General features: G+C 50.1%; 15 protein-coding genes and 1 tRNA gene. 5 read left to right on the top strand and 11 right to left on the bottom strand.

Features of this window, described 5'->3' with window-relative positions:
- The first annotated feature begins 20 nt into the window (after positions 1 to 20).
- On the top strand, positions 21 to 539 hold the full coding sequence (locus ACQVLG_RS13660) for a hypothetical protein (RefSeq protein ID WP_474295068.1): 519 nt from the start codon (positions 21 to 23) through the stop codon (positions 537 to 539).
- 3 nt (positions 540 to 542) lie between these two features.
- Here the strand turns inward: ACQVLG_RS13660 and ACQVLG_RS13655 are convergent, their stop codons facing one another.
- Positions 543 to 1,262, bottom strand: coding sequence for an SDR family oxidoreductase (locus ACQVLG_RS13655; RefSeq protein ID WP_474295066.1), 720 nt, complete (start codon positions 1,260 to 1,262; stop codon positions 543 to 545).
- 152 nt (positions 1,263 to 1,414) lie between these two features.
- Between ACQVLG_RS13655 and ACQVLG_RS13650 the strand changes: the two genes are divergently transcribed.
- Together ACQVLG_RS13650 and ACQVLG_RS13645 are read left to right on the top strand one after the other, a co-directional pair.
- On the top strand, positions 1,415 to 2,719 hold the full coding sequence (locus tag ACQVLG_RS13650; RefSeq protein WP_474295064.1) for an MFS transporter: 1,305 nt from the start codon (positions 1,415 to 1,417) through the stop codon (positions 2,717 to 2,719).
- 335 nt (positions 2,720 to 3,054) lie between these two features.
- Entirely contained in the window at positions 3,055 to 4,638 is a 1,584-nt protein-coding gene (locus tag ACQVLG_RS13645; RefSeq protein WP_474295062.1) for an isocitrate lyase, read from the top strand.
- Between the two features lie 181 nt (positions 4,639 to 4,819).
- Here the strand turns inward: ACQVLG_RS13645 and ACQVLG_RS13640 are convergent, their stop codons facing one another.
- The 5 genes from ACQVLG_RS13640 to ACQVLG_RS13620 all read right to left on the bottom strand — a co-directional run bounded on the left by ACQVLG_RS13640 (position 4,820) and on the right by ACQVLG_RS13620 (position 9,810).
- Complete coding sequence (locus tag ACQVLG_RS13640) at positions 4,820 to 5,206, bottom strand: STY0301 family protein (protein ID WP_474295643.1); 387 nt, start codon at positions 5,204 to 5,206, stop codon at positions 4,820 to 4,822.
- A 57-nt stretch (positions 5,207 to 5,263) separates the two neighbouring features.
- Entirely contained in the window at positions 5,264 to 5,650 is a 387-nt protein-coding gene (locus ACQVLG_RS13635) for a BPSL0067 family protein (RefSeq protein ID WP_474295060.1), read from the bottom strand.
- 286 nt (positions 5,651 to 5,936) lie between these two features.
- Positions 5,937 to 7,535, bottom strand: a complete 1,599-nt coding sequence (locus tag ACQVLG_RS13630; protein WP_409027110.1) for a DUF6119 family protein — start codon at positions 7,533 to 7,535, stop codon at positions 5,937 to 5,939.
- 404 nt (positions 7,536 to 7,939) lie between these two features.
- Positions 7,940 to 8,722, bottom strand: coding sequence for a hypothetical protein (locus tag ACQVLG_RS13625; RefSeq protein WP_474295058.1), 783 nt, complete (start codon positions 8,720 to 8,722; stop codon positions 7,940 to 7,942).
- Complete coding sequence (locus ACQVLG_RS13620) at positions 8,713 to 9,810, bottom strand: nucleoside/nucleotide kinase family protein (RefSeq protein WP_474295056.1); 1,098 nt, start codon at positions 9,808 to 9,810, stop codon at positions 8,713 to 8,715. Before ACQVLG_RS13620 ends, ACQVLG_RS13625 begins: the two co-directional genes overlap by 10 nt.
- A gap of 1,186 nt (positions 9,811 to 10,996) precedes the next feature.
- Between ACQVLG_RS13620 and ACQVLG_RS13615 the strand changes: the two genes are divergently transcribed.
- Entirely contained in the window at positions 10,997 to 11,350 is a 354-nt protein-coding gene (locus ACQVLG_RS13615) for a hypothetical protein (RefSeq protein WP_474295937.1), read from the top strand.
- Positions 11,292 to 11,597, top strand: a complete 306-nt coding sequence (locus tag ACQVLG_RS13610; RefSeq protein WP_409027112.1) for a helix-turn-helix transcriptional regulator — start codon at positions 11,292 to 11,294, stop codon at positions 11,595 to 11,597. Before ACQVLG_RS13615 ends, ACQVLG_RS13610 begins: the two co-directional genes overlap by 59 nt.
- 31 nt (positions 11,598 to 11,628) lie before the next feature.
- Here ACQVLG_RS13610 and ACQVLG_RS13605 read toward each other — a convergent pair whose 3' ends face one another.
- The 5 genes from ACQVLG_RS13605 to ACQVLG_RS13585 all read right to left on the bottom strand — a co-directional run bounded on the left by ACQVLG_RS13605 (position 11,629) and on the right by ACQVLG_RS13585 (position 16,508).
- On the bottom strand, positions 11,629 to 13,728 hold the full coding sequence (locus ACQVLG_RS13605; RefSeq protein WP_474295054.1) for an NACHT domain-containing protein: 2,100 nt from the start codon (positions 13,726 to 13,728) through the stop codon (positions 11,629 to 11,631).
- Positions 13,701 to 14,006: a hypothetical protein gene (locus ACQVLG_RS13600; RefSeq protein ID WP_474295052.1), complete on the bottom strand. Its 306-nt coding sequence runs from the start codon at positions 14,004 to 14,006 to the stop codon at positions 13,701 to 13,703. Before ACQVLG_RS13600 ends, ACQVLG_RS13605 begins: the two co-directional genes overlap by 28 nt.
- A 266-nt stretch (positions 14,007 to 14,272) precedes the next feature.
- Entirely contained in the window at positions 14,273 to 14,947 is a 675-nt protein-coding gene (locus ACQVLG_RS13595; protein ID WP_474295050.1) for an Arm DNA-binding domain-containing protein, read from the bottom strand.
- Positions 14,907 to 16,196, bottom strand: a complete 1,290-nt coding sequence (locus ACQVLG_RS13590; RefSeq protein WP_474295048.1) for a tyrosine-type recombinase/integrase — start codon at positions 16,194 to 16,196, stop codon at positions 14,907 to 14,909. The genes ACQVLG_RS13595 and ACQVLG_RS13590 overlap by 41 nt, the downstream gene beginning before the upstream one ends.
- A 221-nt stretch (positions 16,197 to 16,417) precedes the next feature.
- Positions 16,418 to 16,508 (bottom strand) — tRNA-Ser (locus ACQVLG_RS13585).
- Positions 16,509 to 16,584: the final 76 nt, after the last annotated feature.

The following is a 16,584-nucleotide window of genomic DNA, read 5'->3' as shown; positions in this document are numbered from 1 at the left end:
CTGCGTCATCAAGGAAACCCATGCTGCTATCACTCGACGATCCCCTCTGGCCCACCCTGGAAGGCGGCTACCGCGTACCTTACGACGTGGCCGGGGCGCTCAAGGCCATGCAGGCGGGCGAAGACGTCTGGCATGAGCTGTGGGAAGAGCTGCACCACCAGGGCGACGTGGGCGTGGCCTCGTATGCGGCCGTGCCCCAGCTCGTCCACCTGCTGGGCAACGCACAATCGCGCGAGGAAGATTTCTATGCGCTGATCGCCCTGATCGAACTGGAACGCCACCGCCAGCACAATCCGCCGCTGCCGGACTGGCTGGCCGCCAGCTACCAGGCAGCCTGGGCGCAGCTGCCCGCCATCGCCGCGCGCGAGCTGCAGGGCCAGTTTGACCCCGTCATGCTGGAATCCGTGTTCGCCGTGCTGGCCCTGGCCAAGGGCCAGCTGCGGCTGGGCGCCCTGCTGCTGCACATGGACTCGTCCGAAGCGGATGAGTGGCTGGAAGAGCGTCTCGGCTGGAGCGAAGTCTATGGCGCAGACGCCTAGCGGCTAGAAACGCTCGTCGCGCAGCGCCGGCAGCACCAGTTCGCGCACGAACGAGGCATTCGACAAGCTCAGCAGCATGCGCACGACGGCGACGACGTCATGCACGGGTATCAGTTCGCCTTCGCCCCGCGCGGCGGCGTCCGCCAGCGGCACGGACAAGCCGTCATAGGTATTCAAATAACCGAGCTGCAGCGCCGTCACGGCCAGTCCCTGTGAGCGGAATCCTTCGCGCAAGGCATCGGCGATGCCGTTCAGGGCGAATTTCGAGGCGCTGAACGTCACTTCCGGGCGGCCGCTCTGGCGCAGGCCGGACGTCGAGCCCGTGAGGATCAGCTGCGGCTTGTTGCTGCCCAACAAGCGCGGCACCAGGCGCTTGAGCAGCAATATCGTCGCCGTGATGTTGGTATTGACCATGCCGACGATAGTATCGTCCGCATCGCCGAGAAACGCATAATCGTCGCTGAAGGCCTTCTCTTCCCATATGCCCAGGTTGTAGATCACCGCGTCCAGCATGGCTGGCGCTTCGCGCGCGATGCGTTCGACGGCCTCCGCGGGTGCGGCCAGGTCCGCCGCGATCCATTGCAGCTGTGTACCTTGGCCGGCAGGCAAGTCGGCGGGTTGCTGGCGCGATACGCCGATGACGGTATGTCCGTCAGCGAGCAAACCGTCCACCAGCGCGCGTCCCAGGCCCCGGCTGGCGCCCACGATCATCATGATATGCATACTGTGTCCTTTCCAATGAAGTCAACGCGGATGATAGCGGCGTTGTATTAAGCACAGCTGAGGCGGCTCCCCATACGCGCCGCATTTACTCACGCGGCGGAAATGCGTATGCTAGATCTGGCAATCTCCGATAACACACAAGAACGAGACACATGCCTACTTCCAACACCGCCGCCATCCACGCCGCAAGCCGTCCCCTCACCCAGCAAGACTATAAAACCCTGTCGCTGGCCGCCCTCGGCGGCGCGCTGGAATTCTACGATTTCATCATCTTCGTCTTCTTTGCCAACGCCATCGGCCAATTGTTCTTCCCGCCGGAAATGCCGGAATGGCTGCGCCTGCTGCAAACCTTCGGCATCTTCGCCGCCGGCTACGTCGTGCGTCCGCTGGGCGGCATCGTCATGGCCCACTTCGGCGACTTGCTGGGCCGCAAGCGCATGTTCACCCTCTCCATCCTGATGATGGCCGTGCCGACCCTGCTGATCGGCCTGCTGCCGACCTACGCCACCATCGGCCTGGCCGCCCCGCTGCTGCTGCTCTTGATGCGCGTCTTCCAAGGCGCGGCCGTGGGCGGCGAAGTGCCGGGCGCCTGGGTGTTTGTCTCCGAACATGTACCGAGCCGTTTCACGGGCTTTGCCTGCGGCGTGCTGACGGCCGGCCTGACTGTCGGTATTTTGTTGGGTTCGCTCGTCGCGACGGGCTTGAATACCGTCTACACGCCGGCAGAAATCACCGACGGCGCCTGGCGCTATCCATTCTTGCTGGGCGGCATCTTCGGCTTTGGCGCCATGTATCTGCGCCGCTGGCTGCATGAAACCCCGGTTTTTGCAGAAATGCAGCAACGCAAGGCGCTGGCCACGGAAATGCCCTTGAAATCCGTGCTGCGCAGCCACCGCGGCGCCGTCGTCGTATCGATGCTGCTGACGTGGATGTTATCGGCCGGCATCGTCGTCGTCATCCTGATGACGCCGGCCCTGCTGCAAAAGATCCACCACATCGCGCCGCGCACCACCCTGGTCGCCAATACCGTGGCAACCCTGTGCCTGGCCTTCGGCTGCATCATCGCCGGCATGCTGGCCGATCGCCTGGGCGGCAAGCGCGTGATCTTCACCGGCTCCGTGCTGCTGGCCATCAGTACCTATATCTTCTACACCACCGTCGGCACCCGCCCCGACCTGCTGCTGCCCCTGTACGCGATGACGGGCCTGTTCGTCGGCGTCGTCGGCGCCGTGCCCTACGTGCTGGTGCAAGCGTTCCCGGCCCAGGTGCGCTTCTCGGGACTGTCGTTTTCCTACAACTTGTCGTACGCGATCTTCGGCGGCCTGACGCCCGTGGTCGTGACCCTGATGCTGAAGAACAACGTGCTGGGCCCCGCCTATTATGTGATCGGCGTGTGCGTGGTGGGCATGCTGACGGCGCTGTTCATCAAGGATCAGCGGCAGACTGTTGGCCGATAACTCAGCTGGCTACGGCCCAGGCCACCTTCGGGTGCTTTTTTTTCGCCCAGAATGTCGCGCTGCACCAAAATCTGAAAAGACGTTTCATATTGCGAAATCCTGATGAGCAATGGCTCACACCGCCGCTCTCACTTTTTGAAAATTCATTTCACATCCTGAAAAATTATAATTAAGCCGTTGAAAAACAAAGACTTAATTTAAGTTATATGTCTTATATAAGACTTGAACATCGGCGCGAATCGGCCTACTATTTAGTCATGCAGTTTGCTTCGACAAGACGTTGTGGCGCACTCGGCGATTTTCTCAAACATAGCTTTTCTTTTTAGGAGATTCACATGTCCCAATATCAAGACGACATCAAAGCTGTTGCCGGTTTGAAAGACCAACAAGGCAGCGCATGGAACGCCATCAATCCCGAGTCCGCCGCCCGCATGCGCGCCCAGAACAAGTTCAAGACCGGCCTGGACATCGCCAAGTACACGGCCAAGATCATGCGCAACGACATGGCTGCCTACGATGCGGACCCATCCAAGTACACCCAGTCGCTCGGCTGCTGGCACGGTTTCATCGGTCAACAGAAGATGATCTCGATCAAGAAACACTTCAACAGCACCGACCGCCGCTACCTCTACCTCTCCGGCTGGATGGTCGCCGCCCTGCGCTCCGAGTTCGGCCCGCTGCCGGATCAATCGATGCATGAAAAAACCGCCGTCTCGGCACTGATCAAGGAGCTGTACACCTTCCTGCGCCAGGCCGATGCCCGCGAACTGGGCGGCCTGTTCCGCCAGCTGGATGCGGCCCAAGGTGCTGAAAAGCAAGCGATCCAGGCCAAGATCGACGGCCACGTCACCCACGTCGTGCCCATCATCGCCGACATCGATGCCGGTTTCGGCAATGCCGAAGCCACCTATCTGCTGGCGAAACAGTTCATCGAAGCGGGCGCCTGCTGCATCCAGATCGAAAACCAGGTATCCGACGAAAAACAATGCGGCCACCAGGACGGTAAAGTGACGGTGCCGCACGAAGACTTCCTGGCCAAGATCCGCGCCATCCGCTACGCCTTCCTGGAACTGGGCGTGGACGACGGCATCATCGTCGCCCGCACCGACTCGCTGGGCGCCGGCCTGACCAAGCAGATCGCCGTGACGAATGAACCAGGCGACCTGGGCGACCAATACAATTCCTTCCTCGACTGCGAAGAAGTGTCGGCCGACGCGCTGGGCAATGGCGACGTCATCATCAAGCGCGAAGGCAAGCTGCTGCGTCCAAAACGCCTGCCGAGCAACCTGTTCCAGTTCCGCGCCGGTTCCGGCGAAGAGCGTTGCGTGCTCGATTGCATCACCTCGCTGCAAAACGGCGCCGACCTGCTGTGGATCGAAACGGAAAAACCGCATATCGCGCAAATCGGCGGCATGGTCAGCGAAATCCGCAAGGTCATCCCGAACGCCAAGCTGGTGTACAACAACAGCCCATCGTTCAACTGGACCCTGAACTTCCGCCAGCAAATCTTCGACGGCATGAAAGCGGCAGCAGGCAAGGACGTGTCCGCCTACGACCGCGCCCAGCTGATGAGCGTGGAATACGACCAGACGGAACTGGCGATCGCCGCCGACGAGAAGATCCGCACCTTCCAGGCCGACTCGGCCCGCGAAGCCGGCATCTTCCACCACCTGATCACCCTGCCGACCTACCACACGGCCGCCTTGTCGACCGACAACCTGGCCAAGGAATACTTCGGCGACCAAGGCATGCTGGGCTACGTGGCCGGCGTGCAGCGCAAGGAAATCCGCCAGGGCATCGCCTGCGTGAAACATCAAAACATGTCCGGCTCGGACATCGGCGACGATCACAAGGATTACTTCAGCGGCGAAGCGGCGCTCAAAGCTGCCGGTAAAGACAATACGATGAACCAGTTCTGAGCGTTTGGTTTGACGGTAGAGTGAAAAAGCCCGCTTCGGCGGGCTTTTTTGCGTCTGCGCTGCGGGCAGGCGGCAGTTGCGTAGGTCGGCTTAGCGGAACGCGTAAGCCGGCATGCACAGCTACAGGCACTGATTGCAGCGGCCTGCGATTCACGCAGCAATACCGCTGATACCAATTCACTTACCGGCAATCGATATCGATCTCGTTCTGCCCGGCCTTGCGGCCTTTTCTGTAAGTAAACTCGCACAGGCTGACGCTGTCGTCCATCCTCCGCGACAGCGTGACTTCGCCATGCTCGCCGTAGCTGCATTGCAGCCACTTGCCGTCTGGGTAGGGGCCTTCCAGGCGGTAGCTGAGCGTCGTTCTCCCTTGCTTCTTACGCTCCCCGCTGGGCACGAGCTGCCCCCTGCGCGCTGGCGCGCCGTCGATCGGCGCCGCGGCACTCAGGTAGAGTGGGCTGCCGATATACGGCGTCCAGCCAGCCGGCACGGCGTTCAGCCTGATCGATGCCTCGGGCACGCTCTCCGGGCAAGCATGGACGGCGGGCATCGCAGCCTGCGCGAACAGAGGGAATAGGCAGCAGGCGGCGCGGTCAACAAACGTTGATGTTGCATGGACACTCCCCTATTCGATGACGAAAAAAGCGTCGGCATTGTTGCTGGGGTCGATATGCAAGCCATTCTTGTACTGGCCTTTGGCACGCAAGGTGCGCGAAGTCACGATGCCCGGGCGCTTGCCCGTCCACTGGTCCATGACAATGATCCCATCCAGCGCCTGCCCCATATACAGGGCCGCGTGATTGCCTTGTTGATGATTCGCATACTTGCCGTTGATAAACGTGGCAATGGCCGTGCCCTTGCGCAGCAAACGATTTCCCAGCACTGCCTCCACCTGCTTCCAGGCCAATGTGGCTGGGGCGCCCGCGTAATGGCGGACCAGCGCAACGCATTGATGATTTCCGACCATGGTGGTTTTTTCCAGGTCGGTGACTTTGGTGTAGGTGTAGGACATGGGACTCTCCGGGCTTGGTAGGAGAGGCTTACGATACATGGGGAAACTGTGAGGGGGTTGAGATGGGATAAGGTTTGCGGGGGCTTGGGATATTCGGGGTGATGAGCTGGGATGTTCCGCCAATGCCAATGCCGATGCCGATGCCGCTCAGAAATGGAAGAGGGGGGATTACTATCATGAACGAATCCATTGTGGCGCATAATTATCGGCTATGTTCAGGTTGCCGCATACCCCAAAACATACCCTCAGCGGCGCCGAGACCTTCCGTATTTCACTTTATAAAATTCTAGGTCAAGTCATGTTTCGATATATAAATTCTCGGTTTAAGATTAAAACTTTTCACTAATTTCCGCCAAGCTTCTATTGCCAATAAAAACTGAACTGAATTTATATCCGTAATTTTTTCAACATTGCCTTCAAATACGAACCACAATCCTGCAGAAACCAACTTATGTTCAAAATCAACAGATTTCCTCATTATTAACTCAACCGAGTCTTTTGATTGTTCGATATTATAAATAAGATCATGATTAGCTTCTGATATTTTAACGGAAATTATTTCATTTTCTTTATATAGGTCAGCAATTTCAACCTTATATTTCTGCTTTCCCTCGCTCAATGACCGTATTTGTGTAAGTTGCCGATCCAGCAATTCATAACCATGGTCAGTACATAGTTTTTTATTGAAATAACTTTCTCGATATACCAACTTATCATCAACATCTTCTTTTTCTAAAATCTTCCTTTCCTTATCGGCCTTCCACGCAAGGTAATCTTTTTCGCTCAGATCAACCATTTTAACTAACTCGATGCTCTCAAGCGAGCGCTTAAGATAATCCATGAATATTTGATTGAACTTATACCACTCTCCATTTCGGAGGAAGTAGTATGAATTATCATGGAATATAGGAAGATCTAGGACCTCCTTGAGTCCTTTTGTAAAACTTCCAAGTTCATCATTCTGAAACTGGACTCGAATTGAATTAACATCAACAATATCCCTGTTTTCCTCAAGGAATTCACGAATGGCCGAAATTTCCAACGTGTTTCCGATATTTTTCTTATGATATTTATCTTGACCTGGATTCTTGGCTGACAGTCTATATTCATAGTCGTGAAAGCTAAAGCAAATCGCTACTCCGTGAACAGAAAATTCTTCAACATTTACCTTCCCCTGTTCATCCCTTAGACATGCAAGCAGCAAACCATCTAAATCATACCCCAATTCATTTTCCACCTGTTCAAGTTTTGGCAACTGAATTATTTCGTCCTTAACAGAATGAGCATCAATCTGTTCGAAAACAGATGATAGATTCGACGGATGAATGTCCATATCCATTTGTATGGAATCAGCAAAAATTATATTTTTCTTTCCCCATATTTCCTTATCCGACGCTTTGAGTTTTAAATGGTCTACTGACTCCCCTGGCTCATAACTATCTTTTTGAAATTTCTCGTACGAAGAAACATCTTGTCGTTTGGAACCCGCGAAATATCGACTTTTCTTTAAAAGAATAGTATTTTCGTCAGCCATACGAACTGCTAAATTTATGCCGAAATCCGAACTAATGAACTTAGATAAGTAGAAGTGAGCTTTACCTAAACTGACGGCATATATTCTTTCCTCGTTCTTAGTATCTGAGCAAAGCAGGACGCCAAAATAAAAATAATTTTTAGGTTCTTCTAGTCCATCTTTGAAAAAATCACGGTATGTTTGCCACCACCAAATAGGATTCCCCTCCACCTTTTCAGAAAAGTAAAATTTCATTTCGTATTCTTTAGACTGCAATGTCTTCTGCTCGAAAAGGCCGACCATTTCCAATTTTTGTTTTAGATCATTTAATCGTTCATGACGAATCTTGTATATGTTGTAGGTATTGTGCATAACGACCCTCTCGATTCGCATGATTCCAAAAAAAATTAACAGATGTGATCAGGATAGCATCTTGCCCAGTAGAAAAATACATAAAGTGTCACCGCGAAACGATGCTTGCAACAAAAAATGGCCAATACTTGTCCACCGTCCGCCGCTCAACTGTTCCGAAATTGTGGCAATGCACCATTCAACGCCTGTCAACGCACTCGGGGTCAGGTCCGCCATTTGGACACGGATTGGTGCTGTGGTTGCAGTTGAAGCCCATCGGTCTTTGTCGTCGGCATTGCGTGCTGAGGACGTGCGTTCGTTGGTCTAACTGACCAGGCTTCTGCAGTGCTCAATGTATCAGCCCGTGTCCAAATGGCAGACCTAACCCTATAGGTGCTGCATAGGTGTTATCTAGCCGTAATTAATTATTGGTTTTTTGAAGAATTTATATTTTTTTCTATCAATCGCGCCTCGAGAATCTCCAATCGCCGTTTCAAAGAAGAGTTCTCTTCCGATAATTCGTTCAACTTCACTTCCTCACTACGAAGTTTTTTTGGAATAGAAAGCAACATGTCCAACTCCTCCTTGTAGGGCATAATAGGTTGATATAGACGATCATAAGTTGCACCAATTGCACCTCTAAAAAGTATTAACGTTGGGCTAAAATCTCCAGATGTAAGAACGTGACTAGTTGCGATGCCCGGATATGGGTCTATATAATAAATTTTTGCAAGGCCGATCTGATACGCTTTTTTCGCACACAACTCGCACGGACTCGCTGTCGTAAACAATATTCCACCCTTTAATTTTTGACCTCCGAACTTCGAAATTTGTAAAAATGCATTTTCCTCCGCATGCAATGCACGAGTATGAACTTGATTTTTCTCACCTTCTTTTTCGTTCTGTATATCCTTAAAACAGTAAGCTAAATTTCGTCCATTTTGATTCGCCTTATCGATAATATCCTTCGAAAACTTTGAAACCATTATTCCACGGAATACAGAGTCATTTCTTTCATATTTACTATATGCGACAACGTCGATACCATCAAGAAGATGTGAAGCATTCCGTAATAAACAAGGAACTTGACCAGCAGGAGTATTATTCCAACCAACTGACTTAACCGAATAGTATTCATCAGTAACCACAGCGCCCACCTGTCTTGAAATGCAACCTGAAGACTTTTTGACTGTGTAGGCTATTTGCATACAGGTTTCCATGGAAGTTGGCATAATGAGAGTCCTGGATGCATCATTAACCCGACATACCAAGCGAGTTGACTCGCAAGCTCACTAGTCCCGTACTGATCAGCCTTTGGGTTATTGATATGGATATCTGCAATTTCGATACATTTTTGAATATTTTGTGAGCTATATTTTTTGCTCCCCATTAGCGAATGTGGATACTCTTTCTTATCCAAATCAGAGATTTGCTGATCAGTAAACTTATGGCTATTCCTAAGATGCGCCAATCTATTCTCATTCTCCGTGTTAATTGATACCAAAAAGAAATCCGGATAACGTTCACGAAGGTATACTGCCTCATATGGATTTCGAATAGCATCTACCACGAGATAACAAGGAATTCCTTTCGTTTTCGCCCAATATCTCGCTGACTTAATTATTCGACTGATGGTTTCCGCGAAAGCAAAAACCTTCTTTGGATTAAAACTAGCATTATCAGCACGACCAGAAGCCCTAACATTATCACCGATTTTTTGATAAATAGATGTGTAGGCACCTGCTGAAATTCTCTTCAAACAATCACGAACACTATTAGAGAAAATTGGCAAATCAATAAAATATAATTGATATGCCGCAAGCTTCTTTGCATTTATATCGCCTATCGACTCTTCCGAACTAATTAAAAAATTAGAAATTTTTGAGTAGAATTCACTATATTCATCCTTAAAGTATCCTATATGATTTTCTACGTCATGTTGATTTTCACGCAATATTTCGCAAACTAGCTTACAAAAATCAGAGAAATCCAGCTCCAAAATATAGCGCGTCAATACCGATCTAATTTGCAACCATTGAAATGGTACCCATTTCTTATCAATATAATTCTTGACTATTTGATATTTTCTCTTTTCATTCCCTATATAATGTGAGTTAGCAGCCTCTGGAATAGGAAGCCGCGAAGAGCTAAGTAGTTCGGCACTGGTGGAGCATCCAGATCCCGTGCGACCAGTCAGGCCTATGACGATAAAGTTGCTGGTATCCTTAAAAACAATTTCCAAGGCCTCAGAAACTTCGTCCAACTCGGCGGCATCTTTAGTGGGTAAAATATTCATTAATGTCCTATTGAGGTAAAGTACGCAACAAACTTCTCTACATTACGGAAAAACTTTATCACATTAACACTTAATTAGGAACAAAAATTATTAACTTGATCATCCATATTCCAATAACCGATTGTTTAGCTCTCTCGGAAAGCCGCAATGTTACACCGAAAATACAGCGCCATCAGTTTTGCAATTTCCCCATCCATCCTACTTGAAGGAGTATTTTAGAACCACTCAAATCATTTTTAATTCTTATTAAAACCCCTGATCAATAGGGATTCTTCTGCGTCAACCTACCAAATCTATACAAGATCGTCGAAGAAATAACTTTGAATATGGATTGTGCTGGTCCAGTTCCAACAAGCTCTTCATTTGCTGTGCCTATTACATGCTGAAAAGGAAATATGAAGAGGTCACCAGGGAAACATAAGCCTCGACTAGGACTGAGAAGACTGATCGAATACGCCTTTGAGATGGGCTGGCTAGGAGCGCAAGGTGCTGCCATTCGGACGCGGACTTACACATAAGGCGCAGTAGGTGCAGTAGGTGCAGTTGGAGCATGCTCATTCGAAAGTCTAAACCGGGAGTTCCGTTGAGCACCGCAGGTGCGAATAAGCAGGTGGGAAGTTAGCTAACCGAAGGTTAGCTAACTTCACCTATCCTGCCCCGCTTCGCGCAGCGACTAAACCACAAAAATCGTCGGACACAACTTCGACCAAACCATTTTTTTACAGGTACGAAAGCAAATTTAGCAGGAATGTATGCCGAAACTAGCACGGTAGTTCCGCCCTGTGCAGCGACTGAAACCCTTTAATCACCGGGTAATACCTCGGTCGAACCATTTTTTTGCAGGTACGAGAGCAGATTTAGCAGGAATGTATGCCGAAAGTAGCACGGTTGATCAGCGGCAATAGGCAGCATCCAAGTGGGAACATTTGACATGCATCTGGGCCGACCTTGATCAATGTCAGCAACAAATTTTCATAGTCTGCTGTACGAGTACTACACGGCAATAGCGCGCTTCTCCTCCGATGGCTGCGCCTTTCCGCATGGACAGAAAGAGATCCCCCTGGAGGCGGTCAAAACGATTGCTGACAGGTATTGATGGCGTGAGATGCCAGCAGTCGCATGCACATGTGGCGGCGATACGGCAACAGGACCAATGAAATCGGGGCCGCGCCAATGCATCTATCGCATGAAGAATGCGCTGTCGATTGCCGAATTTTTAGCTGCTAAAGCTTCCACGAACCCGCTCCTGTGTCCAGCCTTGATCTCACACAAAGTGCGCGGCAGGCTTGATCCAAGTGGCATGGCAGGCCGATTCTTGTTGCACCAGCGATTACGGCATTCGATACTGGCCCCATGTTTTCGAAATAATGATTGCGAGCGCGTCTCGACGAAGGACGAATCGGTCGCAGGGCAAGGCCTGCGGCATATGCCATTCGCCCCGGTGCTGCCGCTGGCATTTTTGATTCACGAAGGGGGACGCCATGAAACCAGCGACAGCCGAATACCTGAAAGAGCGCCGCGTGGAACCTCGCCTGGGTGAAGAGCGCTTCATCCGCCTGGGCGAAGTGCTGGCAACCTGCGGCAAGTCGCGCAGCAGCGTTTATGCGGGTATCAAGGAAGGCACCTTCCCTGCGCCCGTCAAGTTGCAGGGACGTTCTTCTGCTTGGCTTAGAAGCGAGGTACTACGGTGGATGCAGTCATGCATTGAAGCTAGCAGACGCACTACCACTATATCCCCAATGACAGACAAATCTGCAAGCACTGGTCTCCGCAAGCGAAACACTTAAAGTGAAATAGTGAATTACTTTCTTTTATCACTCACTCATCGTCTCTTTTTTGTCTTGAGCTGCGCTTTCCTGTCGTTCGGCGCGTACTTTTAACCAATAAAAATTCATCGCCTTTACGTTGATAAATTGACCGGAACTGTCTAGCTCTAATTTTACTCATATTCTTCTCAACCGCATCCAAAGGTATTTCAAACAACTTATTTTCTTTACCTGTGGATAAGCCTATAAAACCTAACGCCCTCATGGATTGAGTAAAAATAGAATGCATTTGCTTGGCATTAATTAAAATCCAATCACCTTTCAATAAGCGCATTTTTCTTGTTTGCTTGGAAATTGATTCAGCTATCGCACCAAATTTATCATCTTTAATTACTATTCCTTTGGAATCCACATTAATTAATTCCTCTTCATATATTTTTGAACCACCACCACTCAATCCAGATAGCATCCTATCCCAAGATTTACTTATAAAAGCAACAGGGTTTAGCAACGAAACTTCAGTATCGTGATATATTATTTCCATAAAAATGTACCCAGCTGCATCTGCAGCATCATTCTCACCAAAGGCAATAACTTTTCCTAACCAAGATTGAAAATCCTTGTTATTGATAGCGAACTTTTTAGAAGCCCAAACAATAAAAACATCAAGCGCAGTCAACTTTAATATTGTTTTTTCCAGAATATTCTCCAGCAATATAGTAGAGGATGAAAGTAGCTCTGTCATCTTTAAACTAACTGGAATTCCTTTTGCATCACTCAATGTCGAGTACATATATGCAAAACAATCATCCTCTTTTGATTCGCGTAAAAAGTCAACAACATCATCGCTCAGTGCTAAGCTAATCTCTTTTAGAGCGCTATGCGATGGCTCACTCAAAGAAATTATGTAAGCGGCCACTAAAAATTCGTGAAATGAACGATGAGCGAAATATAAAAAATTAGAGTCCTTCTCCTCCGTTAAAGAAGAAACTAAATACTCAGTTCTCTTGGATTGATAGTCAATTGCCTGACCATCAGACAAACCATCCAACAATGAATTTGGAACCTCCTCCCTTAAGAAAGTACCTTGAACTCCAGGCCTAGTCCAAGACCACCACGCTAATCCACATAAAAAACTATGCCTATCTGTAGCAGGAATAAAACTTCTTGCTCTTTTTTCCTGGTCTCGATGAATAACCTGCTTAACAAAATCACTATAAAGCCGAAATCTGCTGATTCCTTTAAAAACGTAGTTAGCATCCGCTGCAAGCAGACCTACAATTCGTGTTTGTACAGGGCGCTGTAGTATATCATCATCAATGTCTCTCATTACTTCGGCAATTCTCTTTACCCTAATACTCTTATCGATTAATACATCATTTTTACATTTCAAGAATCCATTGAGAAAAATCCTTTGCTCTTCAGAATTAAAAAATGATAATTTCCTCTCTTCCCACGCGGGGAAATCAAAATTAGAAAATTGCTGTTCACCTATCGACGATAGGCCTCGTATTAACAAACTTCTTGATTCTGATGTAAATGCATTAGGACGCCCCAATAATAATACCTTTGAATTAGGTACGCGGAGCTTATTAAACTCTCGAAAGTTTGCACGAAAATCATGCTCAGTCATCGCGTGTTTCATCTCATCGAAACCATCCAATATTATCAACAACCTCCCTGCTGAATTCAATTGCATAAGAGTTTTATACGAATACCCCTCCAATGAGTATCTCGCCGTAAAATGCTTTCCAAACAATCCCGCAAGTTCGGTTTCGTGCACCACCTGCCCCAATGGCAATAATATTGGTAGACGCTCATTTTCTGGATCGCGCAAGTATCGTAATGCTTGATCCGATGCCAATCGTTTTGCCAAACTACTTTTACCAAGCCCGTAACCACCCAAGATTGCCAATCCTGTATCGCTCGCTAAAGAAGATTTTATCCACACATGAATATTATCAAACGCTGTTCCATCAATATCTTCGAAACGCCCCTCCACATAATACTCATGAATTTCATCAGCAGAAAATTCCTCAGCCAAAGCTTGCACATATGGTTCAAGTCCGACAAGCCAGCCTTCCAACTCTGAAACAGTCATGAATCGTAAATTTCTACTTTTCTCTATATATTGTCTTGATGCAGATTCCACATGATAATTCGAACAATAAGAAGCAAATTAATATCATTATTTTCCAAAGAAACCTGATAGTCCGCATGAATTTTTGAAAAATCACTTGTTTTCAATGCGCGATTATAGTTTTTACATTCAACTGCGACCTTAACACGCTTCCCAAGCTCCATCATAGTAAAGACAATATCTGCATTCTTCCAGGCAACTTTACCCTCAACATGCGCATCCGGGAACTTACTCTTTAACATAGTAAAAATGTAATCACGGAATGTATCGCCAATATATTTTGAATTCATTTTATTTTGAAAATATAGAAATATAATAAAAAATTGCGCCTTATTTTCACGTCTTCATCAATAAAAATAGCACACCAATTATAGTTAAAAATACAAATCCACTCCCCGAAATTTCTCGCAATATATTACCGAATCTAGAATTTTATAATTTGTACAATCGGGCGATATTTTCCAAAAACAGTTATTGAAAAAAATATTGTGCTAGAACAATAACTCATTTAGGAACTGGTGTCAGCGAAGATTAGAACAACGCACCAATACATAGCTCACCTCCGCCGCTGCGCTACCCTAGCATCCGCCATGGCTTCGATCAAAGCATCTTCATCGATGCCCAATTCAAGGCAGTCGAAGATGATATCGGCGCAGTAGTCATACAGCACGTCAATCACCTCGGCGGCGCGCTCTTTCTGGACTTTCTCCAGCATGGCCAGCATGTCGCTTCGCATTCTTTCATCGGCGGAAACGCGGCTCAGCGCCGGGAAGGCCTGCGCCCGCATCCGTTCCACCGCATGCATACCGACATGGCTTGCGCAGCGCCCAACCTTTCTTCTGTCCATGGCAGGAGGAAGCGGGCGACTTCGCCACAGTCGCTTTGGTAGGCGTATGTGCGCAGCATTGAATTCCGTACGCGGGTCCTGGCCCTCATCGAGCATCTTCCGGGCAGCCAAGCAGCGGCTTCTCGCAAGCTCCGGAGAAACTTCCGGGTAGTGGCCGAAAGTTAGCCTGCCTTCCTTCCGATTTGACTGACGAAATTTCATCCGCCATGCCTTTGTTCCGGTCGGCATGACTTCAACATACAGGCCGTAGCCGTCGAATAACTTGAATGGCTTGTCTCCAGGCTCGGCCTGTATCAGCTGCTGCTCAGTCAGAGGTTCAATTCGTCTTGGCATGGCTGTCTCCTTAACGATGCGGCGCTGGCCACACCAGTTCCAGCGCTCCATGATGGCCTGGCGGCGGCGTATCACCGCGTTCCACGGCTTCCAGGTAGTCGGCCCACTCCTGCATCATCTTGCGGCGCTCCGCCAGGAACTGGGCGCGGTCGTAGGCGCTGGCCACCTTGTCCTTGGGTGCGTGCGCCAGCTGGCGGTCCACCACCTCATGGCGGTAGCCCAGGCGCTCCTTGATGGTGCTCATGGCCAGCGCCCGGAAGCCGTGGCCCGTCATGCGGCCCTTGTAGCCCATGCGGGCCAGCGCCACAAGGAGCGTGTTGTTGCTCAGCGGCTTGTCGTGGTCACGCTGGTTTGGAAACAGGTACGTGCCGCGGCCGGTGATGGTGTGCAGCTGGCGTAGCAAGGCCAGCGCCTGGCGCGAAAGGCAGACGTGGTGATTGGTCGTGTCGGGGTTGACGGTCAGCTTGCCGCGCTTCATGCGCTGCCAGGGAATGATCCACTCCCCCTTCTCCAGATCGACTTCGCTCCATGGCGTTTCTATCAGTTCGCTGGTGCGCACGAAGACCAGCAGCATCATGCGCAGCGCGATGCGCGTCGGCTCGAACATGCGCGCCTCGTTGCGCGCCAGCGCGTCCAGGAAGGCGGGTAATTCATCGGCGTCGATGGCGGCGTAGTGCGAGGCGCGCTTGGTCTTCAGGACGTCTTTCATGTCCACCACCAGGTTGCGGTCGGCCAGGCCGCACTGGATGGCATAGCTGAATATCTGCGAGCAGACGGCTTTCAGCCGATGTGCAATCTCGGTCGCGCCGCGCTCCTCGATCTTACGCAGCGTGGCAATCAGTTCGCGGTGCCGGATTTCCGTGATTGGCCGGTCGCCGATGCTTGGAAAAATATCGGCTTCCAGGCGCTGCAGCATGTTCTTGGCAGTGCGTTCGCTCCATGTCGGCACCTTGTTCGCGTACCACTCGCGGGCGATTTTCTCGAAGGTATTGGATGCTTTTTCGGCAGCGAGCCGCCTGGCGTCGTCGCGGTGCTTGCCAGGGTCGATTCCCTGCAGCTGCAAGCGGCGCGCCTCCGTGCGCTTTTCACGCGCCACCATGATCGAAATTTCCGGATAAGGTCCGAAGGTCAGCGTATTTTCCTTGCCGTTCGATTGACGGAATTTCATGCGCCAGATCCGCGAACCGCTGGGCATCACTTCAACGTACAGGCCGCCGCCATCGAACAGCTTGTATGACTTTTGCCTGGGCTTGGCATTTTTGACCTGGAACTCGGTCAGGGGAGGAATGATCTTGGCCATGGCTGTCTCCTCAGCATATGCGTCAGAAATCACTTTAGACCGACGAATGAGGGCTTGGTTGCCAGACTTGGGGTAAGCTGATCTGTAATCCAGCCCCGATTTTTACTGGCTGCAGCTGGACAGTACTGGACGCCAGAATACAAAAAAACCGCTTTAGCACGGGCTAAAACGGTTTTTTGTGGACGTTCTTGGACTTTCTTGAACTGGCCAATTTGTATCCTTGGCGGAGAGAGGGGGATTCGAACCCCCGATAGGCTATGAACCTATACACGCTTTCCAGGCGTGCGACTTCAACCACTCATCCACCTCTCCTGCAGGCAATGCGTCTACTTGCTCGCATTGCGTACTATTTCTCGCTTGTCGCGAAGCCGCAGATTATAGCAAAGAT

The organism is Janthinobacterium sp. TPC_1 (assembly GCF_056037845.1).
This window is presented reverse-complemented; position numbering and strand designations above follow the sequence as displayed.